Annotated in this window: 32 protein-coding genes; 6 read left to right on the forward strand and 26 right to left on the reverse strand. The window is 45.0% G+C overall.

Translation table 11 applies throughout. The annotated features are described in order from the left end of the window. Window positions 1–6 precede the first annotated feature (6 nt). The 8 genes from MKX59_RS19565 to MKX59_RS19600 all read right to left on the reverse strand — a co-directional run bounded on the left by MKX59_RS19565 (window position 7) and on the right by MKX59_RS19600 (window position 3,209). Window positions 7–540: a hypothetical protein gene (locus tag MKX59_RS19565; protein WP_340858776.1), complete on the reverse strand. Its 534-nt coding sequence runs from the start codon at window positions 538–540 to the stop codon at window positions 7–9. After that, window positions 521–877, reverse strand: a complete 357-nt coding sequence (locus MKX59_RS19570) for a hypothetical protein (protein ID WP_340858777.1) — start codon at window positions 875–877, stop codon at window positions 521–523. Before MKX59_RS19570 ends, MKX59_RS19565 begins: the two co-directional genes overlap by 20 nt. An 8-nt stretch (window positions 878–885) precedes the next feature. Next, window positions 886–1,212, reverse strand: coding sequence for a hypothetical protein (locus MKX59_RS19575; RefSeq protein ID WP_340858778.1), 327 nt, complete (start codon window positions 1,210–1,212; stop codon window positions 886–888). Window positions 1,213–1,220: 8 nt separating this feature from the next. Next, a complete protein-coding gene (gene ssb, locus MKX59_RS19580) occupies window positions 1,221–1,646 on the reverse strand; it encodes a single-stranded DNA-binding protein (RefSeq protein ID WP_340858779.1) in 426 nt (141 codons plus the stop codon). After that, a complete protein-coding gene (locus tag MKX59_RS19585; RefSeq protein ID WP_340858780.1) occupies window positions 1,639–2,265 on the reverse strand; it encodes an ERF family protein in 627 nt (208 codons plus the stop codon). The genes ssb and MKX59_RS19585 overlap by 8 nt, the downstream gene beginning before the upstream one ends. A 57-nt stretch (window positions 2,266–2,322) precedes the next feature. Next, a complete protein-coding gene (locus MKX59_RS19590) occupies window positions 2,323–2,547 on the reverse strand; it encodes a hypothetical protein (RefSeq protein ID WP_340858781.1) in 225 nt (74 codons plus the stop codon). A 300-nt stretch (window positions 2,548–2,847) separates the two neighbouring features. Next, entirely contained in the window at window positions 2,848–3,042 is a 195-nt protein-coding gene (locus MKX59_RS19595; RefSeq protein WP_340858782.1) for a hypothetical protein, read from the reverse strand. After that, on the reverse strand, window positions 3,039–3,209 hold the full coding sequence (locus tag MKX59_RS19600) for a hypothetical protein (RefSeq protein ID WP_340858783.1): 171 nt from the start codon (window positions 3,207–3,209) through the stop codon (window positions 3,039–3,041). The genes MKX59_RS19595 and MKX59_RS19600 overlap by 4 nt, the downstream gene beginning before the upstream one ends. A 97-nt stretch (window positions 3,210–3,306) precedes the next feature. On the opposite strand from MKX59_RS19600, the gene MKX59_RS19605 reads away from it, so the two are divergent. Together MKX59_RS19605 and MKX59_RS19610 are read left to right on the forward strand one after the other, a co-directional pair. After that, complete coding sequence (locus MKX59_RS19605) at window positions 3,307–3,804, forward strand: hypothetical protein (RefSeq protein ID WP_330707733.1); 498 nt, start codon at window positions 3,307–3,309, stop codon at window positions 3,802–3,804. A gap of 27 nt (window positions 3,805–3,831) precedes the next feature. Continuing rightward, window positions 3,832–4,032: a GTPase-activating protein gene (locus MKX59_RS19610; protein ID WP_340858784.1), complete on the forward strand. Its 201-nt coding sequence runs from the start codon at window positions 3,832–3,834 to the stop codon at window positions 4,030–4,032. A gap of 45 nt (window positions 4,033–4,077) precedes the next feature. On the opposite strand, the gene MKX59_RS19615 is transcribed toward MKX59_RS19610, so the two are convergent. The 5 genes from MKX59_RS19615 to MKX59_RS19635 are packed head-to-tail and all read right to left on the reverse strand — an operon-like array spanning window position 4,078 to window position 5,771. Beyond that, the gene (locus tag MKX59_RS19615) at window positions 4,078–4,242 is read right to left on the reverse strand and encodes a hypothetical protein (protein WP_340858785.1); all 165 of its coding nucleotides are present in this window, start codon (window positions 4,240–4,242) and stop codon (window positions 4,078–4,080) included. 3 nt (window positions 4,243–4,245) lie between these two features. Continuing rightward, on the reverse strand, window positions 4,246–4,512 hold the full coding sequence (locus MKX59_RS19620) for a hypothetical protein (RefSeq protein WP_340858786.1): 267 nt from the start codon (window positions 4,510–4,512) through the stop codon (window positions 4,246–4,248). An 18-nt stretch (window positions 4,513–4,530) separates the two neighbouring features. Beyond that, on the reverse strand, window positions 4,531–5,313 hold the full coding sequence (locus tag MKX59_RS19625) for a Rha family transcriptional regulator (RefSeq protein WP_340858787.1): 783 nt from the start codon (window positions 5,311–5,313) through the stop codon (window positions 4,531–4,533). Next, window positions 5,310–5,513 carry a helix-turn-helix domain-containing protein gene (locus tag MKX59_RS19630; RefSeq protein ID WP_340858788.1) on the reverse strand — a complete coding sequence of 68 codons (204 nt, stop codon included), beginning with the start codon at window positions 5,511–5,513 and terminating at the stop codon, window positions 5,310–5,312. The genes MKX59_RS19625 and MKX59_RS19630 overlap by 4 nt, the downstream gene beginning before the upstream one ends. Window positions 5,514–5,531: 18 nt before the next feature. Continuing rightward, entirely contained in the window at window positions 5,532–5,771 is a 240-nt protein-coding gene (locus tag MKX59_RS19635) for a helix-turn-helix transcriptional regulator (RefSeq protein ID WP_340858789.1), read from the reverse strand. Between the two features lie 152 nt (window positions 5,772–5,923). On the opposite strand from MKX59_RS19635, the gene MKX59_RS19640 reads away from it, so the two are divergent. The 3 genes from MKX59_RS19640 (at window position 5,924) to ytvI (ending at window position 8,817) form a co-directional block, all read left to right on the forward strand. Continuing rightward, window positions 5,924–6,277 (forward strand): helix-turn-helix domain-containing protein, encoded by a 354-nt coding sequence (locus MKX59_RS19640; protein WP_340858790.1) that lies wholly within the window; start codon window positions 5,924–5,926, stop codon window positions 6,275–6,277. Between the two features lie 11 nt (window positions 6,278–6,288). Continuing rightward, complete coding sequence (locus MKX59_RS19645; RefSeq protein WP_340858791.1) at window positions 6,289–7,473, forward strand: site-specific integrase; 1,185 nt, start codon at window positions 6,289–6,291, stop codon at window positions 7,471–7,473. Between the two features lie 225 nt (window positions 7,474–7,698). After that, window positions 7,699–8,817, forward strand: a complete 1,119-nt coding sequence (gene ytvI, locus MKX59_RS19650; RefSeq protein ID WP_340858792.1) for a sporulation integral membrane protein YtvI — start codon at window positions 7,699–7,701, stop codon at window positions 8,815–8,817. Between the two features lie 29 nt (window positions 8,818–8,846). Here ytvI and MKX59_RS19655 read toward each other — a convergent pair whose 3' ends face one another. The 7 genes from MKX59_RS19655 to MKX59_RS19685 form a co-directional block, all read right to left on the reverse strand. After that, window positions 8,847–9,245: an FxsA family protein gene (locus MKX59_RS19655; protein ID WP_013309596.1), complete on the reverse strand. Its 399-nt coding sequence runs from the start codon at window positions 9,243–9,245 to the stop codon at window positions 8,847–8,849. Continuing rightward, window positions 9,242–9,760 carry an acyl-CoA thioesterase gene (locus MKX59_RS19660; protein ID WP_023987913.1) on the reverse strand — a complete coding sequence of 173 codons (519 nt, stop codon included), beginning with the start codon at window positions 9,758–9,760 and terminating at the stop codon, window positions 9,242–9,244. The genes MKX59_RS19655 and MKX59_RS19660 overlap by 4 nt, the downstream gene beginning before the upstream one ends. Before the next feature lie 134 nt (window positions 9,761–9,894). Further along, on the reverse strand, window positions 9,895–11,184 hold the full coding sequence (gene pelA / locus MKX59_RS19665; RefSeq protein WP_028542895.1) for a pectate lyase: 1,290 nt from the start codon (window positions 11,182–11,184) through the stop codon (window positions 9,895–9,897). A gap of 288 nt (window positions 11,185–11,472) precedes the next feature. Then, entirely contained in the window at window positions 11,473–12,315 is an 843-nt protein-coding gene (gene pstB, locus MKX59_RS19670) for a phosphate ABC transporter ATP-binding protein PstB (protein WP_023987911.1), read from the reverse strand. 17 nt (window positions 12,316–12,332) lie between these two features. After that, window positions 12,333–13,229: a phosphate ABC transporter permease PstA gene (gene pstA, locus MKX59_RS19675; RefSeq protein ID WP_023987910.1), complete on the reverse strand. Its 897-nt coding sequence runs from the start codon at window positions 13,227–13,229 to the stop codon at window positions 12,333–12,335. After that, window positions 13,229–14,161: a phosphate ABC transporter permease subunit PstC gene (gene pstC / locus MKX59_RS19680; RefSeq protein WP_013370343.1), complete on the reverse strand. Its 933-nt coding sequence runs from the start codon at window positions 14,159–14,161 to the stop codon at window positions 13,229–13,231. Before pstC ends, pstA begins: the two co-directional genes overlap by 1 nt. A gap of 106 nt (window positions 14,162–14,267) precedes the next feature. Then, the gene (locus MKX59_RS19685) at window positions 14,268–15,191 is read right to left on the reverse strand and encodes a phosphate ABC transporter substrate-binding protein PstS family protein (protein WP_025722004.1); all 924 of its coding nucleotides are present in this window, start codon (window positions 15,189–15,191) and stop codon (window positions 14,268–14,270) included. Window positions 15,192–15,398: 207 nt separating this feature from the next. Between MKX59_RS19685 and MKX59_RS19690 the strand changes: the two genes are divergently transcribed. Continuing rightward, window positions 15,399–16,295 (forward strand): LysR family transcriptional regulator, encoded by an 897-nt coding sequence (locus MKX59_RS19690; RefSeq protein WP_028542897.1) that lies wholly within the window; start codon window positions 15,399–15,401, stop codon window positions 16,293–16,295. Window positions 16,296–16,393: 98 nt separating this feature from the next. Here MKX59_RS19690 and pyk read toward each other — a convergent pair whose 3' ends face one another. From pyk to MKX59_RS19720, 6 genes are all read right to left on the reverse strand, one after another. Next, window positions 16,394–17,824 (reverse strand): pyruvate kinase, encoded by a 1,431-nt coding sequence (pyk, locus tag MKX59_RS19695; RefSeq protein WP_023987907.1) that lies wholly within the window; start codon window positions 17,822–17,824, stop codon window positions 16,394–16,396. Between the two features lie 125 nt (window positions 17,825–17,949). After that, window positions 17,950–18,933: an acetyl-CoA carboxylase carboxyltransferase subunit alpha gene (locus MKX59_RS19700; RefSeq protein WP_023987906.1), complete on the reverse strand. Its 984-nt coding sequence runs from the start codon at window positions 18,931–18,933 to the stop codon at window positions 17,950–17,952. Then, entirely contained in the window at window positions 18,934–19,827 is an 894-nt protein-coding gene (accD, locus tag MKX59_RS19705) for an acetyl-CoA carboxylase, carboxyltransferase subunit beta (RefSeq protein WP_013309586.1), read from the reverse strand. Window positions 19,828–20,007: 180 nt separating this feature from the next. After that, complete coding sequence (locus tag MKX59_RS19710) at window positions 20,008–20,196, reverse strand: hypothetical protein (protein ID WP_013309585.1); 189 nt, start codon at window positions 20,194–20,196, stop codon at window positions 20,008–20,010. A gap of 153 nt (window positions 20,197–20,349) precedes the next feature. Beyond that, window positions 20,350–20,847, reverse strand: a complete 498-nt coding sequence (locus MKX59_RS19715; protein WP_023987905.1) for a phosphatidylglycerophosphatase A family protein — start codon at window positions 20,845–20,847, stop codon at window positions 20,350–20,352. 167 nt (window positions 20,848–21,014) lie between these two features. Then, window positions 21,015–24,701 carry a DNA polymerase III subunit alpha gene (locus MKX59_RS19720; RefSeq protein WP_340858793.1) on the reverse strand — a complete coding sequence of 1,229 codons (3,687 nt, stop codon included), beginning with the start codon at window positions 24,699–24,701 and terminating at the stop codon, window positions 21,015–21,017. Window positions 24,702–24,784 lie beyond the last annotated feature (83 nt).

Genomic DNA, 24,784 nt, shown 5'->3' on the forward strand with positions numbered 1-24,784 from the left:
CACCACCTACTCGTTAGTTAGTTCCTTGAGTGTAAGCAAATCTTTTTCTTCCCCGATCCGTACAGGTAGCACAACATAATTCAAATCTTCAAAAATAAATGGTGATAATTTCCCAAAGGAACTCATATTTTCAAATCCTAAATTTGGATCGATTGCTTCCAAAAATGATTCTTTTATATAAATGAAATCTTCCCCAGCCTTGAAAATCCTCAAATCACCTACCTTGCTAGACGATAACAAATAATCTGTTTTTCTAGCAGGAACGGCATGCTCACGGTCTAGTATCAAACCATCTACCGATGGACTGTTTAGAGGAATCGCACTATATGAAGTGTTTTGTAAGCAACGGCCTTCTTCTGGGAAATCCCCAAAGATAGTTAGCAATACTGTTTTCACTTCCCTTGGCAATTCGGTTAGAGTAATCATCCAGTGACGGTTGGTTATGGAGTACACCCCATCTTTTAAGGACCAGATCATCCGGTTTTTATCCGCCTTGATTTGTTTACAAAGCCCCTTTATGCTAAGTCCGATATTCTTCATTTTTGTTTCCCCTCTCGTTCGTGTTTGCCAGCATCGCCATGCAGCGGCGTGCTCGTATTCCTTCTGGCGTTTCGTCCAACCAGTCGTGGCACTCTGTACATAAATGTAATAAGTCCGTTACTCTCGTTTTATGGTTAATGTGCTTACGTCCGATCAAGTGAGCTCGTTCAGTAGCCAATGCGTTGTCACAAAGCTCACAGAGCCCGTGTGACCGTGCTTTAAGCTGCTTATCTACCTGTTGGCTTATATCTCCCTTTTGACGCTGTGTGAGCTTTACACGTTTGCTTTTGCCGGGCTTAGGAACGGGATACCATTCATCCATTAAATCTATCTTCATAGGCCCTCCTATATTTCCGTCTGCAATTTGAGGATGCTTTGCAATGCCGAAACTTGAACCTTGATAGCATCCGCCGCTTTAATACCAGCTTGAAACTGTGTCTCTGCCAAGTCCCGGTCAAATAGTTTTTCTGACACATTTCCTTTTGCCAGATCCGGTATAAGAGTCACGGGCATTTTTTCCTGCCGAAGCTTAAACATTTCCTTAGCCAGTTCAGCGCGGTAGATGCGCTCTGTTTCTGCTTTATCACGGCCTAGACCAAACAAGGCATCCGCTGACTTACCAAGCCGTTTTGAAGCGGCATACAACTCTTGCGTTACATTAGCTACTTCCATTTATCCTCCTAGAAAGGTAAGTCGTCATCGTTTATATCAATTGGCTTCCCATCGTCTGCAAACGGGTCTTTATCATAATTGCGGCGATGATCCGGCTCGTTCGGGTCCGGTTGGCTGCGGTTCGACTCCAGAAACCGCACATTATCCGCTACAATCTCAGTTACATAGATACGCTTGCCTTCGTTGTTCTCGTAGTTCCGCACCTGTACACGGCCCTCTACGGCGGTTAAACGGCCTTTACGAAGATAGTTAGCGCATGTCTCTGCAAGCTGCCTCCAGGTCACAATTGGGATAAAGTCAGTTTCACGATTACCGTTATTAGTAAACGGTCTATCTACTGCCAGTTTAAATTGAGCAACGGCAACGCCCGAAGGTGTATATTTAAGTTCAGGATCAGCAACCAAGCGTCCTATCAAAATCGTGCGATTAAGCATTAGCAGCTTCCTCCTCTGCTTTCTTCTCTTCGATCTTGGTCAACAAGGCACGTTCCATGTCTGCAAAGCTCCAGCCTTTTTTGACCTGCTGAACAACCCAATCGTCAAAGCCAGCAATTATCCCACCGCTTAACATCTTCCATTTGGCGCGTAACGAAGCTGGCGGTTTCTTTGCTTCTTCCTCAGCCTTTCGCTGCTTTTCATCAAGTTCTGCGCTGGTAATTTTGTCGGGGTCCTCTCCAGTTGGAATAGCAAACGTCCGCAGGAACAAATATTTATATGAATAGGTCATAGCCTTGCCCACGCCTTTGTCTTGCGTGTCGGCTCCCGTACCAGAAGAAACGATAATTTCGTGATCTCCTGTATCAATGTCAATAATCTTGTAATCCACATCGACCGTAGACAAATTACCTTCCTTGGTATGAACTTGTTTAATAGGTAGAACAATAAGACCGTGTTTAATGAGACTCGCCCGTACCGTAGCGGTAACTTTTTCCTCGCTGATAGCCTTGTACTTGGTGTTGCCAAATTCCACCTTATCGTCTTTGGAAAGGTACTCCACGTCTCGCATAACAGCGCTGATTTTCTGAAACAAATTAAGTTTGACCTCTTCAGACATCTTTACAACCTCCTAAAAGTGTGATATTGTTTCCGTAAATTGTTATTAATAAGTGCTTTATTTGACTTCGGCTGCAACCGGGGTCATTTTACTTTCCAGATACAAATCCACTTGTTTAAGCTCGTCCACCATTTTAGGAATATCCTCGTAACGGTACATTTCCATAAGTGCTTCCAAAATAGCTGCTGTAGAATTAGATTTGGTATCCGTGTTTTCTGCGATTGCTTCTAATCTTCGGATGGCTGACTGGACGTGATTCCGGGCTTGCTGTAGGTTCTGCATGTTCTCCCTCCTTGATCTGTTTTCGAATCCGATCGTATTCACGGCGTTGCACCTCGTTTTTAAATGCAAACTTTGGATGCGGTCCATCTACTACCCAACCACCGACTAAAGTTAAGGCAAACCTATCTTCAAATTCATCACTGGCCTTGATCCTTATTCCCATATGCATTGTCTATCACCCTCACAAGCACCTGATTTTTACACTCAATTGCATCCAACATGCATTCTTTGCAGTGTGGTTCCTCATGTTCGTATACCAGATACTTTGCCTCAGCTCCGCATCCACATCTGATCACCATATCAAACCTCCCACTGAATCTTTTGCGCCAACTCAACATAACGACCAAATGAGATACGGTTTTTGATAAGGCCATATTCCGGTTCCTGCTCATACAATCGGCCCAAGTATTCCAGATGTTCATCCGTTAGTACACTCAGCCCCGTAAGATCCTTGGTGACTACCACAGGACGTTTACGCCACCATCGCCATATCATGACGCCACTCTTTTTTCTGCTGGCAACAACGCCCGAAGGCTCATAATCTCGTTCAGCAGCCAGCCGAAGGATGCCAGTGATACTTCTGGATGTACCCACGATGGATTATCCGCGAGCAGATCATACATATTCTCTAGTTCGGCAATACGTTGTTGTAAGTCGCTCATACTCATTCTCCTTTTACATTTTTTTACTATCCAATCTATTCCATTTCGTTTAAAATAGAGTTGTCCAGACGCTATTTCACGAAAGGTAGGTGATTAAATGTACTCTATTCAACAATTACAAGCGTTTGATTTCCTTCTTGAACGCATCACACGTACACAACGATCAAATTTTTTCGGAAAGAATCTAAAACTTGTCATCAACTTAGAAGGACAATTATTTTTTGGGGATTTCATCAAATATGATGATGGCGTTCCATATCAATCCTTTATTGATGATTCTGGAGACGTTGAACCTGTGCATTTTTATGCTGATGGCACTAATGCAACAGGGCTTCTGCAAAAAACATGGGAAACCCTAACAAAGACTACATCTCCAAGATCTTATTGGAGCAATCCACTGTTCAGCATCAAAGATCTCGAATTATTTTTTGATACTTTATTGAAGATTATTGAATTGGCTGATGTTAAGGATGAGCCGACTCCTTTTTATCCGTATCTGTTAAACGCAACATCTTTAGACAAATCCATTAAGTTGCCATTTATTAATCTCAAAGATAAACAAATTGATTTAGTTTCACTGATTGAGATTAATTAAATTAAACTTTCCATGGAGGTGATTTAAATGTCGAACCAAACACCATCTGAAATTGCAAAGGAAATAACGATTGCAGCTATTGAAAAAGGTTTTATTATCGCGCCAGCCAATGGATCAGGTTATACCGACCAGCAATTAAGCCATTACAACCAAAAGCGTGCTGAAGAAATTGGAGCGTTTTATAAAATCATTGCTAAATCTGTGAATGAATCTTTACAAGGTAGATAATGTATTGTCCATGAACTCGGCATCCAATTGGTTTTGCCGAGTTTTTCAATTCCTCACAGAATCAACAAGCTCAGCTGCTGCCTCTACTAACAATTTCACTTCTGAAAAACTTCCATTGGACATTGAATTGCTATTTAGCTTTTTTTGAGCCAATTCGCATAACGTTACAATTGTCTTTTCCACTACCGCCTGTGTTTGATGTGATAACATTCTTCATTCTCCTTCTTCTAATCCAGAATAGATTTCCTTACGGTATTCTTCATTTGCTTCACCAAGTAACTGCTCAAGCTTGTCCATGTTTTCAGCTTGGGCTTTAAAGGCTTGTGCGGTTCTGTCATTACCTTTGGATGCATGCACCACAGATTTAGTAGACAAGTCTTCTGCTACTGCTTTAATGCCGTCCAGCACGTTCAGCATGTCGTCAAAATCTAATGTACGAATAAATTGGATAAGTTCGCTTTCTTGTTTGGTTAAATTCAAGGTATTCACTCCTTTTTATTAGTCCACCTTAACGCTGTGCTTGATTGCCATTTCCTTAACAATAGCTAGGTATATTTCCGTCAAGCGCGAATCCTCCGCAATTGCTTCCAACTTACTAATTGCATTGATCTTCGATTTAGCGGCACCTTCCAGAGCCATGCGCTTCTTGATGTTTTCCTGCCGGATGCCCAGTTTGCAGTTCCCGCGTTGTTCAAGCAGTTCGTAGCTCTCGCTGTTCACTTCTGAGTACGCATCATGACCGCCGCGTTTCTGTGCAATCTTATTCAGTAGAGAGCGGACTTTCTTGCGCCATTCTGTGGGGTTCAGGGCCAAAATTTCGGCTTGGTTATCAAGTTGCTGTTTTACGGCGTTCACATCGTTTTTTAGTTGCGAGTTTTCCAACTCTACTTTTGCAACAGCCTGAAACATTTGATTAAACATTTGCAATTCTGGCGATAATGCTTGTGTATTGATAGTTAATTCGTTTCGCATTCGCTTAAACTCAGTAATAAACTTCACCTTCATTTTCATTGCTTCCGGGGTTGTGTATGACATTGCTACAATCGCAAAAGCATCTTCCGTCATATCAAATTTGGGATACCATTGTTTATTCTGAGGATGTTGATATTGGGCCTCCCCAAAGTTGGCGACACTCCATTCTGTTTCATCTGCCTCTTGCAATTTTTTAAGTTGCTGACGAATGTCGCGCATTACATGATCGTGATCTTTTCCAAACTCTCGGGCAACGGTCAAACTGTCCGTTACGGCTTGTCCTTCACGGATAAATACTAATTGAGTCATACTGTTTCTCCTCCCTCAGCAGAAGAGGCTATAAGTAAATCTTCGTACTCTTTTAGCCACTCCAACTTTATTCGTCTTTGACCACCTAACTTATAGCTTTTAAGCTTCCGTGCCTTAATTGCTCTAGCCACTGTTGGTCTGCTTACTCTGAAATACTCCATGACATCTTCTACAGTTAGAATTGAAGGCAGATGTTCCATTCTCTTTCCCTCCTTTTGTTAGGAACCAATCGATACATCTAACATAATGTTAGGATTTTCTTCAAAAAAAATGATTTCCCCAACGACACATCCAAACACCTTAGCTAGTTTCATTGACTCCAACATTGTTATAGTCTCAGGACGTTCTTCCATACGCGTATAAGTACTTGTATGGATGTCTAATTTTTCAGCTACAGCAGTTTTAGATAGCTTTCTATAAGCTCTCCACTCCCTTAGTGTTCTGCGACGGTACGGCATATGCTCACCCCCTTGCGTGTTTTCACTATATCTAACTTAAAGTTAAATGTCAACGGAAAAACCGTTTTTTTTAAGTATAAGTTAGAAAAAATGTGGAAATAGTGTTTTATTAGTGGTACTATTAAGTCAAATTAATTACGAGGAGAGTTATTGTGAACAAACTAAATTTTGCAGAAAATCTAAAAAAGTTTAGAGAGAATAAAGGGTTATCCAAGGAAGAACTCGGCGCACGCATTGGAGTATCAGGCGTAACTGTTGGTTACTGGGAAAGCGGACGTAATGAACCGAGGATGGGTAAAGTAGATCACATCGCACAGATATTAGACGTAACTATCGATGATCTCCTATTTGAGAATACATACAAAGAAATCGAAAATAAACTAAACATTGACACCGAGGAATTGAGCGAGGACAAGCGTAAAGCAATTGAATTGATACTTTCACTTCCAGATGAAGAAGTCAAAATGTTCAATCTACTCATGGAACGTTCTATCAAAAAAGACTAGGGTGGGGAACTATGGCCAAAAAATATCAGAATGTACGTGAGAGAAAAGGAAAATTTCATTATCGCTACAGTATAAAAGATGCAAATGGTAACAGAATCCAAAAAGAAACACCCGGATTCACCAGCGCTAAAGAAGCTTCAGAAGCCGGAAAAATAATTGAAGCAGAAATAATTAACGGAACTTATATTGAAAACAAAAAAATACTAATAGGTGAATTTGCAGATCGATGGATTGAGTTTTATAAAGCGACTAACGTCAAAGGAATAACAGTGGATCTTCGAAAAAGTGTTGTAAAAAAAATAAAGGAAAAGTTCGGAGGTTTGAAATTACAAGAGCTAACTACTGCAAGATACGAAAAAGAATTACTCACTTTAAAAAATATTGAAAATAAATCAAAGAGTACTATTACGAATTTCCATGCAGTAATGAGAATGATTTTCCAAAAAGCTTTAGAATTAGAGCTTATCAAGAAAGATATAACTCAATATGCAATACTTCCTTCTTTCTCTGAAACTGTTGAAGAATTAGAAGTTAAAGATGAGATCCCTAAGTATTTAGAGAAGGAAGAACTGGCTACCCTACTTCAAAAGTCCAAAGAGCTCGAAAGTCCTCAAGCGTTTAGGTTACTATTTGTGCTTGCATACACTGGTATGCGAATAGGTGAATTATGTGCTTTGAAAATAAAAGATGTAGACGAAGTGAACAAAAAAATATCAATCACAAAAACACTATACGTTCCAGGTTCTTTGAAAGATTATAAGCTGAATACTCCGAAAAACAAATCGTCCATTCGAAAAATCGACGTGAGCTCACGAGTTATATCAATTTTAAAAGAACAAATCGCTTGGAAAAATAAATTTAGAATGGAATATAGAAGATGGTTCAATGATGAATCAGATTTTATATTTTTTACCGAAGGGCGTTTTATGGGTTATCCGTTGCGCTTATACGAGGCTAACAATTACATGTCCGCAGCGCTTAAAGCAGCTGGAATAAACCACCCACTAACCCCCCACTCTCTCAGACACACATATACATCATTAATGGCAGAGGCAGGTGTGGAATTAGAGGCTATCCAAAAACTTTTAGGGCACAGTAGCGATCACACAACTAAGGCCGTTTATTTACATGTAACCAAGCAAAGACGTCGAGCAGCAGTTGAAAAACTCGACAGTTTAATGGACGGAATAATTTGACCGTGGGGTTTTTGTGGGAAGAAAAAACCCAAACCCCTTTTATATCAACGTTCGATGGTGTTTTTTATTTATCGCTTCCATAAAGAATTTTTTGAAACCCCTTACAAAAATTATTGATTCATTTGCACTTTTTTACACAGGTCTTGTCTCCCCCCTTTCCCGCATATGTATAGTAGAGCATTTATTTTATGAAAAACTATCGCAAAAGAAAGGAGCCGTGAGAGCTTGAGCCGGTTAATCCTGAATCGCATATTTCGTGCTCTATGGGTGGCAATCGTGATTGTAGCTCTGTTACTGGGCATATATGCGCTTTTCCCTCTCATCTATCCTTTCCTATTCGCCTGGCTTGTGGCTTATGCCATGAATCCACTGGTTAGTTTTCTGCGTAACAAAGCCCGTATGCCGCGTTGGACGGCTGTCACGGTCTCATTATTTGTATATTTAGGTGGAATTGCAATTATCCTATCTGCGGCAATCACCCGCATGGTCCGAGAAGTTATAAAGTTGGCCATGACTTTCGACGGACATATTGAGCGTTTTAAAAGTCTGTTTATCGATTGGACACAAAGCGATTTGATTCAAAATGTAATTATTGAAATTAACCATTTTATCCGGGATAATCCGGATTACCAACATACCATTAACAGTAATATTGATAAGACAACTCAAACCGTGAGTTCGGCTGTCACTACGCTAGTCGCTCAATTTTTTAATGGAGTTTTGAACTTGCTAACCTCTCTGCCTAATATGGGAGCAGTTCTAATGGTTATTGTATTAGCAGCCTTTTTTATTAGTAAGGACTGGGACCGACATAGTCGGATGCTCTCAAATACGGTTCCTGATACGATTCGCAAACCATTGTCGGATATATGGCACGATCTGCGTAAAGCACTGTACGGCTATTTGCGTGCACAGTTTATTATTATCTCCATTACGGCATTAACAGTCATTGTTGGGCTGTTCATATTGCGTGTGGAATCCGCCTTTACCATCGGTTTGATGATCGGGCTAGTGGACTTGCTACCTTATTTGGGGGTTGGCATTGTGATGATTCCGTGGATACTGTATGCGTATATGTCTGGTAATTTGGCACTAGGGGTAGGATTGTCGATCCTTTATATCATCCTGTTGATTGGACGACAGATCGTGGAGCCTAAGGTGCTGGCCAGCAGCGTGGGCTTGAACCCGCTTCCCACCCTCATCAGTATGTTCATCGGGCTCAAGCTGTTTGGCGTTTTAGGACTAATTATCGGACCTGTATCACTGATTGTCGTTGATGCACTGAATCGCGCGAATGTCATTCAGGACTTGCGCAACTATATTCTCGCTGGAAGAGTCCGCTAGATCATGGATAGGAAAAACGGCAGCTCACGTCAAAATCGCCGAAACGTAATACTGCCGTTTTTCATTTTTTTCTCCAGCCACTTCAATAAAAAGCGTCGGTACAACGCTCGTGTTAAAGGGAATACCAACGTAAAACCAATAATATCTGTTAAAAATCCGGGGATAAGCAGCAAGCTCCCACCGAAAAAGACACATAATCCATCCAGCATTTTACGGCCGGGCATTTGCCCCCGGTTCATTTCATTTTTCGCATCGGCAATCACCTTACGACCTTCAAATTGCATCATGGCAGCCCCGATTAGGGTCGTCAGAATGATGAGTAAAATCGTTTTGCCCGCTCCAATCCAATGACTTACCCATATAAACCCGTACAGCTCCGCCAAAGGAATGAGCAGCAGCAACAGCCATAGACGTTTACGCATCATCATGACTTCTGCCCCTCCCCGCCTGTAAAAGCAAACCTTAATGCAGTGTACAGCTCAGGTAGCGCCTGATCTAGTCGAACAGGCTTCCATTCGGTGTTCAACCATACATGACGTGTCATCCCTGTGACAAGCAGTTCTCCCGGTAGCGTGTCTGCCTGGGTCCATACCTTTCCCAGATACCTTTGATGCTCATCGTCCGTTACCCGTCGAACCTCATAGGTATAGTTTAGACGTAGTCTAGAGAAGTCCGTAATTGCCGTATAAATGGTAATTAAATCATCATATCGAGCAGGACTCGCATATTTCGCATTGATTTCAATAACTGGCAGCAAGACTCCTCGTTCCTCCATGCTCCGATAGTTAAAGCCCGCCTGCCGGATCATTTCGGTACGCCCGATCTCAAACCAGTTCAAATAATTTGCATGATATACGACCCCCATCTGGTCGCTTTCCTGATAACGGACACGTAGCGGTGCGCCATACCAGCGTAATTCCGTTTGTTTCTCCTCTTGAGTCATACAAGCTCTCCTATCTTTGTGCATCTTTATCTCTATTTTGCCCTCTCTCCATTAAACCATATTTACAGCCCAGGAACAAAAAGAGGGCAGACCGACCGGTCCACCCTCGCAAATCATATATAATAATGCCTTTATTATTGTGGCAACGGCTTGGACAGTTTATAATATCCGCTATCCGAAGCCAGCTTAAGCAAACTCTTAGCCTGGCTTCCCGCCCAGGCGTAACCAAGTCGTCTTTCCTCACTAATTTTCATGATGTCGGTATACTTTTTGCCATCCCGGTCTGAAAAGAAATACTTATTGTCTTCCACATTATAGAAACGATACCACATTACGCTCGATGCATCCTTTTGAAAAAACTCCGGACCTTGACGATTGTATTTGATACCGTCGATTCGGTTCGCGTCGAACCATTTCAAAGCGCTCTGAGCCGCTTTTTTCACTTCAGCGGTTTGCGGCTGGGACATGAGAAAAGCAGTAATGCCTACTGATTCCGTAGTTGTTTTGGAAGGTAGCTCAAATGCCCGGGCTTCAACAGATGCATAAGTAGCCGGATCGTGCTGTGCACCCCAGATTGTCGGTGTACCATTATTTACAATTTGAGACTTAATTGTGTACTGGATACCTTTGTTTAGCGCTTGCTGAAGTCTGGAGCGAGATGCATCGTCCAAAATATCGCTATCAAACGGCTGCTTCTTGTTCACAATATCGTCAGCCAAAACCATAACTCTAACCATCGCATCATCATTATAAGTTACAGCATCGGAATAATTACCACGTTTAGGGTATACTTGCGGCCAGCCACCGGAGGAATACTGAGAGGTTAAAACGAAGTCAATTGCTTTTTGTACACTGTTCTTAATGTCTTTATTTTTTGTTTTTTTGTATACATCCGCCAAAAAGCGAATCTCGGTTGTCGTGGCCTCGTTATCGAACGTTCCGAGCTCAACACCATCCTTGCTCTTCCATGTGGAGCGTGCAGTTTTGCCATCCCATTTGGATTTATAATTCTTTTCCATAGCTTTGAAGAATCCGCCATGTGGTAATTGCCAGGATACAATATTTAAGGCAAGTGTAGTATCCTTGGATGTATTCCCCGTAGAGAACTTGCTAAAGTCGCGCATTTTGTTCAGGAGGCTGTCTGTATTCACAACAGCGGTTGGCTTCGTCACAGCCGACAGCCCAAATAATTGCTCACGATCCAAAACACCTGAATTTACACCGTCACCATAAACGTCCCGTCCCACAGCTGAATCTGTGGTAAGCTCATAAGAAGCAGTCGCCGATTCACGTCCTGAATCATATGTAGCCGGCACCATCTCCTGTGCCGCAGCCCATGAGGGACTTAGGAGTCCTGACGTTACTGTAATCGCCAAACTTGAGAGCGCTATCATCTTTACGGTTGGACACATCTTCTTCTTCATTTGAACCTCTCCCTTATTTTGAGTTGGGTAATTGCGTTCAGTTTAACCCTATATATTCTTGCTGAAGATTCTTTTTGATAGCGAAGGGAACTGAACCACTATTTATGCATGATAAATAGTTAGTTGTATTATATGAAAATATATCCAAACGATCAATATATTTTAATTTACTAATAGATTAAAAAAGTTACAAAACGTTGAAAACAATAAAAATCCTCTTACTAATGCTGGATTAGTAAGAGGATTTTACGTGCAGCTAATATATAGTAGGTCGATGAGCAACATCGCTTAACCAAATCGACCCATGATGTACTCCTGAGTCAGCTCATTTTCAGGATTCGTGAAAATATCGTTCGTTTTCCCATGTTCAACCAGACTTCCGATATAAAAATAAGCAGTATAATCGGAAATTCGTGCAGCCTGCTGCATATTGTGCGTCACAATAACGATGCGCAGTTCTTTTTTTAATTCGGTAATGAGCTCTTCTACCTTGCCTGTAGACACAGGGTCCAGCGCGGAGGCTGGCTCGTCAAGCAATAGAATTTTCGGTTGAACGGATAGTGCACGTGCAATGCAAAGCCGCTGCTGTTGCCCGCCAGACAGCGCCAGAGCGGAGTCATGAAGGCGATCCTTGACCTCATCCCATAATGCTGCTTTACGCAGGCTACTTTCGACGATTTCATCAAGCTGTTTCTTCTTACGCACCCCACGGTATTTGGGACCGAAGGCGATATTATTGTAAATAGATTTGTAAAAAGGGTTGGGACGCTGCCACACCATGCCAATTTGCTGACGCAGCTTGATCACGTCCGTTTCCGGTGCTGTCAAATCCTGTCCATCCATCCAGATGTGACCTGTTGTAGAGGAAGATGCAATCTCATCATTCATTCGATTAAGGGAGCGCAAAAAGGTCGATTTACCGCAGCCGGAAGGCCCGATCAGGGCAGTCACAGTCTGCTCGGGAAAGGCCAGATTCACTTTTTTCACAGCCTCAAAGCTGCCATAATAAATACTCAAATCCTCAGTACTGAACGGATGCGGCGGTTGCCCCGCAAGCTGTTCCGAACGCGTAGACTGAACGGATGTTGCTGGTGCGGCGGTTTTTGCCGTTCGCGTAATCACATGTTCCATTGTTCTCCATCCCCTTTCTAATCCATACGTTTGGCAGCTGTCAGACGGCGGTATACAACTCTTCCGAACCATCTTGCACTCAAGTTGAATGCAAGCACAAGCAGCACCAGTACGGCAGAAGCGCCTGCAGCAATATCTTTGGAGTCAGGAGCAATCCCCTCACTGTTGACCTTCCAAATATGAACAGCCAATGTTTCAGCAGGTCGCATCGGGTTAATAGGCGATCTGGCATGCAATGGATTCCAATCGGTAAAATCAAGCGGCGGCGTACTCATCCCTGCTGTAAACAGCAGTGCGGCGGCTTCCCCGAAAATACGGCCTGCGGCCAAAATCGTACCCGTAATCAAGCTTGGCAGCGCAGCTGGCAACAAAATGGAGGTGATGATTTTCCACTTGGATAATCCAAGCGCGAGTCCAGCTTCCTTTTGCTCCTTCGGCACAGCTCGGAAAGCCTGCTCAGTTGTGCGAACCATCAGCGGCAGGTTGAATACGGCCAAAGCCAAGGCTCCTGATAAGAGGGAAAAGCCAAAATCAAACGTATTTACGATAAGTAGTAGTCCAAACAATCCGATGACGATAGACGGGAAGGAGGACAATACTTCGACGACAAGTCGTATAAAGTCCGTAATTTTCCCCGGCTTTGCATATTGCGCCATGTAAATACCTGCGCCCCAGCCAATCGGAATGGTGATAATCAAAGTTAAGATTAACAAAAATACGGAATTAAATAGTTGTGGGCCAATGCCACCGCCTGCACGTAATGTTTGGGGAGCACTGGTTAAAAAGTCAAAAGAAATATGACTGACTCCGCGGGCCAAAATGAAGCCCAGTAATCCCACCAAAAGCGCAACAATGAACAAGGCGAAGAAACAGATTACAAATGTAGCGATCTTGTCGGTCGTTTTAGCTTTCATCAAACCCGGTTTCTCCTTTCAAGCAGCCTTACCAGCAGCACGAAAATGAATGTCATGAGCAGAAGAACAAGCGCCATGCTCCAGAGAGCATTGTTATGAACGGAGCCCATCGCTGTATTCCCCATGCTAAGTGTAATGACGCTGGTCAAGGTCGAAGCGGATTCCAGCAAGGAATGCGGTATGTGCGGAGCATTCCCGATTACCATCTGTACAGCCAACGCTTCCCCGAAGGCACGAGCCATACCGAGAATAATTCCTGTTAAAAGAGCAGGCAGCAGCGTCGGAATAATAACACGGGCAATTGTCTGCCAGCGGGTAGCACCCAAAGCATAAGAGGATTCACGCAGCCCCCCCGGTAAGGAAGACAACGCATCCGCCATAATACTCGTAATCGTCGGCAAAATCATGACTGACAACACTAGGCAGCCTGCCAGAATGCCAATGCCTTGTCCTCCAAACACGTTCCGCAGCAGCGGGACGATGACGGTCAAGCCGACAAAGCCATATACAACCGACGGAATACCAGATAATAATTCAATCGCGGGTTGAAGGATACGTTTACCCGATTTCGGCACGATTTCCGTCATAAATAAAGCCGCACATAAGCTGAGCGGACTGGCAATTAAAGCCGCCAGTATGGTTACTGCAAAAGAACCCGTAATAAACGGAAGCGCTCCGAAGGACTTAGGCTCGCCATCCGGGCTCCATTTGGTTCCAAAGAAAAACTCTCGCAGACTGACTCCATTCACCGCAAATGTAGCTACACCTTTGGAGGCAACAAAATATACGATGGAGACAATGACTGCAACTAAAAAAACGACACAAACCGACGTATATATGCGGCCGGTCCATTCTTCCCAGTAATGTCTTTCTTTCATAACTCGGGATCGTTTATTCTGTTCCATGTATGCCTTCCCTTCAATTGGTTCCATACTGTAACTCCTTTAACCGAAGAATAGAGGCAGGACGCTAGTCCGCCTCTTCTTCGTGAATATACTCGCGTTAGCTGCGTTCATCGAACAGGAGGTGTGACTCTCCTTATTTCGTGATATTACCGTCAGCATCACGTTTCACTTGCATACCTGCTACTGGAATGTATCCCAAGTCTACGACATCCGTTTTTTGGATTTCATCTGACAGAATGTAGTCAAGGAATGCTTTCACATGCTCTTTTGGCTCACCTTTAGTGTACATATGCTCGTAAGCCCATACTGGATATTTACCTTGTTCTACATTTTCAACGTTAGCTTCAACGCCATCGTATTTCAAAGTAGTTACTGTGTTGTCGATGTAGGACAGAGCCAGATAACCAATCGCACCCGGTGTTTCAGCAATCAGTTTTTTCACAGTACCGGAGGAATCTTCTTGAATGGAGCCCGGCAGATCTTCCGTTTTTTGTCCCAATGCGTATTTTTCAAATGTTGCACGAGTACCGGAGCTGCTTGGACGGTTTACGATAACGATTTTTTGATCTGCACCGCCAACTTCTTTCCAGTTCGTGATTTTACCTGTAAAGATTTGTACCAATTGATCTTTTTTCAGGTCTGTAACGCCTACTTTAGGATTCGCTACCGCTGACATGGCTACAACAGCTACTTGGTGATCGACCAGTTCATCTGCGCCGCTCTCCAGTTTTTCTTTTGCAAACACGTCGGAGTTACCGATGTCCGCTTGTCCGCCGGAAACTTGAGTCAAGCCAGTACCGCTACCGCCGCCCTGTACTTGAACTGCAATGCCTTTATATTTATCGACAGCCATAAATTTTTGTCCCGCTTGCTCTACCAATGGTTGAAGTGCAGTGGAGCCAACAGCCAGAATATTTCCTGTCAGTTCAGCAGCTGCTTTATTGTCTGTTCCTGTAGCAGCTTCTCCTTGTGGTGCAGCATTGTTACCTGATCCGCAAGCTGCAAGTGCAAATACCATGGTGAGAGTCATCAGAATGAACGGCCATTTTTTCAACATTTTTTATTGTCCTCCCCTTAGTTAAGTGACGGTTTTTTATTTATGACCATCAACACTTTTACATTGTAGGCCTGGAATGTTAGACGAACGACGTGGTTTTGTAAAACAAATATAAAATATTGATAGATAAATTTTTTTTCGGTATATAATTAATCTATAGTTTGAAATTCACATATGAATGACATATAAGGAGAGCTGCTGGATTCCATGAATATTCTAAAATTGCGTATCTTGATGCTGATCGACAAATTCCATAAGGCGACGGATGTGGCCGAAGCTTTGCAAGTCAAACAACCTACCGTCAGCTTTCATATGAAAAGCTTGGAAAAGGAAATGGGTGTTTCCCTATTCTCTCTTCAACAAGGCAGGATTATGCTAACGGAAGCTGGAAAAAAATTATTACCTTACGCAAAACAGATCATCTCTCTGGAGCAAGAAGCTAGACAAGCTGTAGATGAACTGACAGAAGAGTCACAGAGTCAATTACATCTGAGTGCAGAGTCGATATCAGGTACGTATCTCCTCCCCACTTTGATGGCTAAGTTTGCTCAACGATATCCAGATTGTCGTATTCAGTTGGAGATTCAATCCCCGGATGCCATTAAGCAGCTACTGAAACAGGGAGAAATTGATTTTGCTTTTCTCGACGATAGAGATTCTCTTTCAGAGTATACGGTGGCAGAGCCAGTGGCTTCAGATCAAGTAGGAGTTATCCGTTCTGCATCTGCACTTGCACCTGCATCCATATCAGAGGAGTTCGATGGACCCGATATGCTGGACAAGCACACATGGGTAAAATATAGCGGTTCATCAGTTGTAGATCAGTATTCCTCGCTAGTTAAGCCTCATCTGGAGATCAACTCTTGGGAAGCGGTAAAGCAAGTCGTAAGCGGCGGAGAAGCGCTTGCCTTCTTTCCTGCAAGTGGAGTCGATAATAATGAAAATGCTGTTCCCTCGGTGGAATGGCTTCCTTATCCCGAGGCTGATAACAAAAGGAGTCATTATCAAATAAACATCGTGTACCAACAAGATACACACATGAACTTGACGCAACAGGCATTCCTTGATTTCATACGACGAGAAGGACTGGAAATAAAAAGCTAGAGAACATAAAAAAAGAGCATCCAAGTCTTATTGACTTGAATGCTCTTTTGCTTGTTGTAACGAATACATACAGCCTCGGTATTATTTCGAGACTTTAATTACGCTTGTGCTGGAACGCAGCTAATTTTGATCAGGTTCGTAGAACCGGAATCACCAAGAGGTACGCCCGCAGTAATCACAACCAAATCGCCCTCTTTAACGAGGCCAGATTTGCGACCGCCTTCCAGCGCATTGTCAAACAGACTATCTGTTGTGTCAACGACTGGTCTGCCTTGTACTGCATGTACACCCCAGATCAGAGCCAAACGGCGAACTGTTCTTTCCTGTGTTGTAACAGCAACAATCGGAGCTTCAGGACGGTATTTAGAAATCATACGCGCCGTTGTTCCGCTTTGTGTGGACGTCAGGATCGCTTTGGCATGCAGGTCAAGCGCAGAAATAGAAACGGATTGGCTGATTGCTTCTGTAATACTAATTTCTTGAGCCGTTCTTTGTTTTTTGAACAAATCACGGTAGTTCAGAGAAGACTCAGCTTTTTCTGCAATACGTGACATCGTCAATACGGATTCTACCGGATATTTACCCGCAGCTGTTTCGCCGGACAGCATAATTGCGTCTGTTCCGTCAAAAATAGCATTCGCCACGTCACTTGCTTCCGCACGAGTCGGACGCGGGTTACGTTGCATGGAATCCAGCATTTGTGTTGCCGTAATAACAGGCTTGCCAGCAACATTACATTTGTTAATCATCAATTTTTGCGCCAGAGGCACTTCTTCAGCAGGAATTTCCACACCGAGGTCACCACGAGCAACCATCAGGCCATCCGAAGCTTCCAAAATTTCATCCAGGTTGTCAACACCTTGCTGATTTTCTATTTTGGAGATGATTTGAATATGACTTGCGTTGTGTTTCGCCAGCAATTCGCGGATTTCCAGCACATCACTTGCTTTACGAACAAAAGAAGCCGCGATGAAATCAATGTCCTGCTCAATACCGAAAATGATATCATTAGCATCTTTTTCCGTAATACCAGGCAAAGAAATAGCGACGCCTGGAACGTTAACGCCCTTCTTGCTCTTGATCGTTCCGCCATTAACAATGCGGCATTTGATTTCAGTGCCTGATACTTCAATAACGGTGAGTCCGATCAGACCATCGTCGATCAGAATGGTGGAGCCGGGCTCCACGTCCGAGGGAAGATCTTTGTACGTAATAGAAATACGATCTTGCGTACCGAGAATTTCTTCCGTTGTCAGCGTAATGAACTCGTCCTGAACAAGCTCAATAGGTTCAACTTCGAGCTTTCCTGTCCGGATTTCCGGCCCCTTCGTATCGAGCAAAATAGCAACGTTCTTGTTAAGCTCCTTACAAGCTTGACGGATGTTTTTAATCCGGTTGCCATGCTCCTCGAAATCACCGTGAGAGAAATTCAGGCGGGCTACGTTCATACCAGCCAAAATCAGTTTCTTCACATTTTCCAATGACTCACTGGAAGGACCGATGGTACATACAATCTTAGTTTTGCGCATTTGGGTTTTTCCTCCGTTTTCAAAGGTGCTACTCTTTATATCTTTTTCCAACAATTAAATCTACTACACTTTTTCCTATTTGTATAGGAAGTTCGTCATATTTATTGTTACCCGTTTACAGCGTATTACAACATAGGCTCAGATTCCGAAGACTTCAAGAAGGTGTATTGACCTATTTTTCGGAATTTTTGATACCGATCTTCCCTCAATTCATCGCAGCTCATATTCGTAAGGTCTGCCAAATGACGTTCCAATAGCTCCTTGATTGCGGCAGCGGTCACTTCATAGTTACGATGCGCGCCCCCTTTCGGCTCCGGCACAATATCCTCGATAATTTCCATGCGCAGGAGGTCATTAGCCGTGATCTTCATGGCTTCAGCTGCCTGATCGGCCTTGGAAGCATCTTTCCATAGAATCGAGGCAGCACCGTTTGGAGAAATGGCCGAATAAATGGCATGTTCCAGCATCAGCACACGGTTACCAACTGCAAACGCAAGCGCACCGCCGCTTCCACCCTCGCCGATGACCACACAAATAACAGGCACCGAAAGCTTTGCCATCTCCCGCAAGTTGCGGGCAATCGCTTCCGATTGACCTCTCTCCTCTGCTGTATTACCCGGATAAGCGCCCTTCGTATCAATGAATGTAATAATAGGGCGTTTGAATTTATCAGCCTGCTGCATAAGACGCAAGCCTTTACGAAATCCTTCCGGATGAGCACTACCAAAGAAACGTGCAATGTTATCTTTCGTATCCTTACCACGCTGTTGACCAATGACGGTCACCGGAATGCCATTTAGCTTGGCAATTCCGCCCACAACCGCCAGATCGTCTCCAAACAAGCGGTCGCCGTGTAATTCAATAAAGTCCGTAAACACCTGCTCAATCAGATCAAGAGACGTTGGTCTTTGATGATGACGGGCCAAATGCATTTTTTGTGGTGCTGTAATGTTCGAATATATTTCTTCTTCCATCTCGAGATAACGGTCCTCGAGACGGTTGATTTCATCTGTAAAATCAATTTGCTTATCCTGTCCGAATTGCTTGAGTTCTTCGATCTTCTGTCGCATCTCGACCAGGGGCTTTTCATAAGGCAATTCACCAGCCATCTATTCCACCCCTTTCACACTGTGCAGATCAAGCAGTTGCCCGAGGGTATCACGCAGTTCCTTGCGGTGTACAACCATATCCAATTGTCCGTGCTGCAAATTAAATTCGGATGTTTGAAAATCATCCGGCAACTTCTGTCTGATTGTCTGTTCAATTACAATACGCCCTGCAAAGCCGAATACAGCTCCTGGCTCCGCAATATTAATATCTCCAAGCGTAGCAAAGCTGGCGGATACTCCGCCTGTAGTCGGGTCGGTGATAACAGAAATATAGAGCAAGCCCTGCTCATCCAGACGAGCAAGAGCAGCACTTGTTTTGGCCATCTGCATCAAGCTTAAAATACTTTCCTGCATACGTGCCCCGCCAGAAGTTGAGAAAATAATTAGCGGCAGACGCTTGTCTATTGCTTGCTCAATGGCGCGTGTAATTTTCTCTCCTACGACCGAACCCATACTGCCAGTAAAAAAGTCAAAGCTCATCACAGCAACGACAACAGGATGTCCATAAATAAGGCCGTCGCCTGTAACGACAGCCTCTCGCAAGCCAGATTTCAGGGTCTGTTGCTCCAGCTTGCTCGCATATCCCGGAAAGTCCAGCGGGTCAACCGAAATCATATCTGCATCATATTCCGTAAACGTGTCTTCGTCGAGCACCATGCGAATGCGATCCATTGCATTCAAACGCATATGGTATCCGCACACCGGACACACTTTCAAATTTTTCTCTAGTTCTTTGCTGTATTGAATACTTCCGCACTTGCCACATTTGGTCATAAGACCTTCGGGAATTTCCCGTTTGGGACGATCCGGCATGTCCGCTTGATCGCCGCTCAGCGCCCGTTCCGAAGGGATGGTCGCGTATTTACGCTTCTTTTGGAATAAATCTTTAAACACAACTACACCTCTCCAGCCGTTTATTTGTCAGCCGTAACCGATACAAGGTCCTCTGCCGTCTATGCGGCACCTCTAAGCATTATGTTCATACACACGTCAACGCCTGTTACTAAAACATTACCGCCGATCGTGCATCCTTTGTTCCACTCATGCTGCTGTATCACTTCCGCCGTTCCGGACTCAAGGGCGCAAAATCGAATTAAGCACTTCCTGTATTTCTTCGACTTCACCCGAAGGCACAAGTATCTCAAACTGTTGCTTGGATGCGCTGATGGCCCGGGCCTGCACCATAAAACCTTCTTCAGACAGTTTGAGCTTAATCATGTCAGCCAGTCTGGCCGTCGGTGCAATATAAATCACCGTCCACATGCCTTGTTTCTACCCCCTAAGCCTCAAGTTCTGAGCCCATATAATAGACTCATGATAACATACCTTACTTTTTTCCCGCAACAAAAGCCCTCCTGATCATTCAAGTTCCGTCGGAGGGCCTAGAAAATCATCAACTCTGTCCACACAGGTCAATTAAGCGTCCAATGATGCAGGATAATGCTTAGCATGGAGGCTCCGATGTGCAATGCGCGAAGAAGCAGCGGCAGCCAGTCCGGCGACAAGATCGTCTAAAAACACATGAATACCACTGCCTTTTTGGTTCAGCTGTTCAATAATCCCCGTCTTTTCCTTATCCAGATAACCAAAACTGGTTAAGCCGATCATACCGTACACACTCGTAATTCCAAGAGCCAGTGTCTCGTCCACTCCGTACAGCGGTTCGTCAGCCTCCATAATGGCTTGCAATGGCTGGGGGAGAAGTTTTTTTTCGGCCAGTTCATCAAGCGCAATACCTGTGAGCAACGTATATTGAACCTCGCGCTTTTGCAAAACCGCTTTGACACTGTCTATACATTCTTCCATCGTCAAATGAGGATAATATTTTAGCTGAAGCTGAAAAACAATGTCCGCAATGGACTCGATCCGAATGCCTCTGCGATTTAACAAAGTTTCTGCATATTCATAGGACATAATTTCCCTCCCGCTTTCACCGTGCAGTTCTATTCTTTCACCGTACGGGACCTTATGGTGCAGGGTACGTGTTGAATCTCCTGTTCCGCCAGTTTTCCAAGTGTATGCGGGAAGGAAGGAAAATGTTCATTAAACCGTTACAATAAGGGCGGTTTGCTGTGTGCCTATCATTTGACTTTCACCGTGCCTTCACCCAACATCGACTCCATTTGATCAAACAGCTGAGGAGAAGGCTTAATGTTGTAAGCATCGCTCAACGCCAGCAGACGCTGGTTGCTCTCATAAAAAAGTACGGTAGGCATAGCACCGGGATGCTCCTGTAGCAGTGCCTTGAGACTGACCAGCAAGCTGGCGTCCTCCTCGGCATGGCGAGTGATTTTGACAAACACCCGCTGACGAGTGGTCGACTCCACGCTGCGCGGGACCGGCACCTGTTCACCGCGATCCGCTTCGGCTCCGCGCGGTGAAGCAGCCGTCACGGGACGGGCCGCCTTCGGCTGAGGCGAAGCAGATGCAGTGGCTGCCGAAGGCGGAGACGACATACGCGACGCTCTCCCACCCGCGCCGCCAGCAGCAGGGCCAGCAGCAGGGCCAGCAGCTGGCACGGATGTTCCAGGGGCGGACGAGCGCGTACTGGCACGTCGGCGCTGGAGGAGCCGTGCCAGCGAGTCTTCCGCCAGCGGGGCGGTCTCATCCGCAAGGAGCTTGAAGTGCTCGTCCTGCTGCTGCATCTTGGCTCGAAGCGTAAGCAAAGCTCCCTTTTCAATCCACTGCTGGCTTCGCTTCCATACCTCAGGAAACAGCACAACCTCACAGCGCTCAATCTGATCCTCCAGCTCAATAAAGGCCATAGCCTTACCCTGCTTGGTCGTAATCGTTTTGAGTGACACTACCATGCCTGCAGTCACAACAACCGTTTCATCGGGGACATCGCCCAGCTCCATCAAACGATCCGCCTCGCTGCTTTCCAACAGCGACTCAAAATCATCCAACGGATGCCCCGATAAATACAGTCCCAGCAGTTCACGTTCCAGCTCTAATTGCTGGCTGGCACTAAATTGGGGTACATTGGGATATTCGATATCCCAATTGGGCATTTCCACAAAACCAAACATATCAATTTGCAAGTCATCCCGTTCCTTGCGCCATTTGACGGCTGCATCCACCGTTTCATCCAGCATGGCAAGCAACTGTGCCCGATGACCTGTCAACGAATCAAAGGCCCCTGCCTGAATAAGCGATTCAATTACTCTCTTATTACATACCCGCAAATCGACACGTCGACAAAAATCGAGCAGGCTGTCGAAAGGCCGTTCCTTGCGAACAGCGAGAATGCTCTCCATCGCCTGTGTGCCGACATTTTTAATCGCAGCCAGGCCGAAGCGGATGCCTCCCTGCTGTAACGGAGTAAACAGCACCCCGCTCTCATTCACATCAGGTGGCAACACTGCGATATCCATACGACGGCATTCGACAACATATTCAGCCACTTTTCGATGACTTCCCATCACCGCTGTCAGCATTGAAGCCATAAATTGTACCGGATAATGGGCCTTTAGATAAGCCGTCTGAAATGCTAGCACACCATAAGCAGCTGCATGGGCACGCGGGAAGCCGTAGTCAGCAAAACGGACAATCATATCGTAAACCCTTCCGGCCTCCTCCTCCGTGTATCCCTGCTTGATACTGCCTTCGACAAAATGCCCGCGCTCCAGATCCAGCACTTCGCGCTTTTTCTTGGACACAGCCCGGCGCAACAGATCGGCTTCTCCCAGGGAAAAACCCGCCATGCGCGAAGCAATCTGCATGATTTGCTCCTGATACACAATAATACCGTACGTGTCCTTTAAGATCGGTTCCAGGTCAGGATGCGGATAAGAAATCTCAATCTGACCATGCTTGGCCTGTATAAAGTTAGGAATAAAGCCCATCGGGCCCGGACGATACAAAGCCAGGACAGAAATGATATCCTCGAATACACTCGGCTTCAAATCCTTGAGTACCCGGCGTACACCGGCCGACTCCAGCTGGAATACGCCTCCTGTATCTCCTTTGCCCAGCAAGTCATAGGTATGTGGATCATTATCGGGAATACGGCTAAAATCAGGCGTTTCTCCATGGTCTTCCGCAATCCAGTGTATGCACCGTTCAATAATGGAGAGTGTACGCAGCCCAAGGAAATCCATTTTAAGCAAACCAATGCGCTCTAGATTTTCCATCGAGTACTGCGTCAAAGGTACCCCTTCACTCCCCTCTTGAAGCGGAACCGCATCGGTCAATGGAGTCCGCGAAATGACAACACCTGCTGCATGTGTCGAAGCATGACGAGGCATTCCTTCAACCTTGATCGCCATATCCAGCAGTTCACGTGTCTTAGGCTTCGTTTCATATAGCGTTTTCAGCTCCGGGGTAATTTCCAACGCATGACGGATATTAATGCCTAGCTGCGCCGGAATCAGCTTGGCTGCCTTGTCCACCTCGCCATATGGCACGTTCAATACACGACCGACGTCACGGACAGCGGCTCTTGCCGCCAGCGTTCCAAAGGTAATAATTTGCGCTACATGCTCATTTCCGTACTTTTGTACTACATAGTCGATAACCTCGTCACGCCGTTCATCACTAAAATCAATATCTATATCCGGCATACTAATTCGTTCGGGATTCAGAAACCGTTCAAAGAGCAGGTTGTATTTCATCGGATCGACATTCGTGATGTTAAGCACATAGGCAACCAAACTGCCTGCTGAGGAACCCCGCCCCGGTCCCGTTGCTATCTTATGCTTATGAGCGAAGGCAATAAAATCCCATACAATCAGGAAATAATCGCTGAAACCCATACTGTCAATGGTATTTAACTCATAGTTTAGCCGTTGGTTCAGCCTTTCCCGTTCCTCCAGTTGCTCCCATCCGGGATCGCTTCCATAGCGACGCTCCAGCCCTTGCACACACAGATTGCGTAAATAGGACGAAGAGGTCATTCCTTCCGGCAGCGGACGATATTCAGGCAAAATGGATTGACCGAATTCCAGCTCCAGTTCGCATTTTTCAGCAATACGCACCGTGTTGGCGATGGCTTCTGCCACATGCGGGAATAAACGAGCCATATCCTCCTGACTTTTCAGATACAACTGACGTGTTGGTATACGCAAGCGCTCCTCATCGTCAACTGTCTTCCCTGTCCCGATACAGATCAGAACGTCCTGCACGTCTGCATCTGGCTCAGTCAAGTAATGCACGTCATTCGTCGCCACCAGTGGAATATCCAGTTCCTTCGCCAGTGCGATCAAGAGAGGATTTACGCGTTTTTGCTCCGATAGACCATGATCCTGGAGTTCCAGATAAAAATCATCACCAAAAATGTTACGATATCGCTCCGCTGCTCGTCGTGCTTCGGCTTCCCGACCATGCAGTAAATGCTGCGGCACTTCACCGCCCAAACAAGCGCTCAGGCATATGATACCTTCATGATGGGCAGCCAAAGCCTCCATGTCGATGCGCGGCTTGTAGTGAAAGCCCTCCAAATGGCCGATGGAGCACAGCTTCATCAGATTTTGATAGCCTGTTTTATTTTTGGCGAGCAAAATTAAATGATATATGGGCTGATCCTTCCGGCTGCCACGCTCCTTGCGCGATCCTGCCGTCATATAGGCCTCACACCCGATAATCGGCTTAATGCCGTTTTCTACACACGCTCTATAAAAAGGAATGGCACCGTACATGACCCCGTGATCTGTAAGGGCCAGCGCCTTCATTCCGTAAGCTGATGCCTGTTTGACCAACTCCGCGGTACGAGCCGCGCCGTCCAGCAGGCTGTACTCGCTATGAACATGCAAATGCACAAATGAACTCATGCGCTTCTCTTCCTTTCACCGCTTGATTTTCTTCAAACTATTTTATCATATCCGCGTTAGTAGCGCCCATAGAATAAAAGTAC

Source organism: Paenibacillus sp. FSL R7-0340, from assembly GCF_038002205.1.
Classification (GTDB): Bacteria; Bacillota; Bacilli; order Paenibacillales; family Paenibacillaceae; genus Paenibacillus; species Paenibacillus polymyxa_B.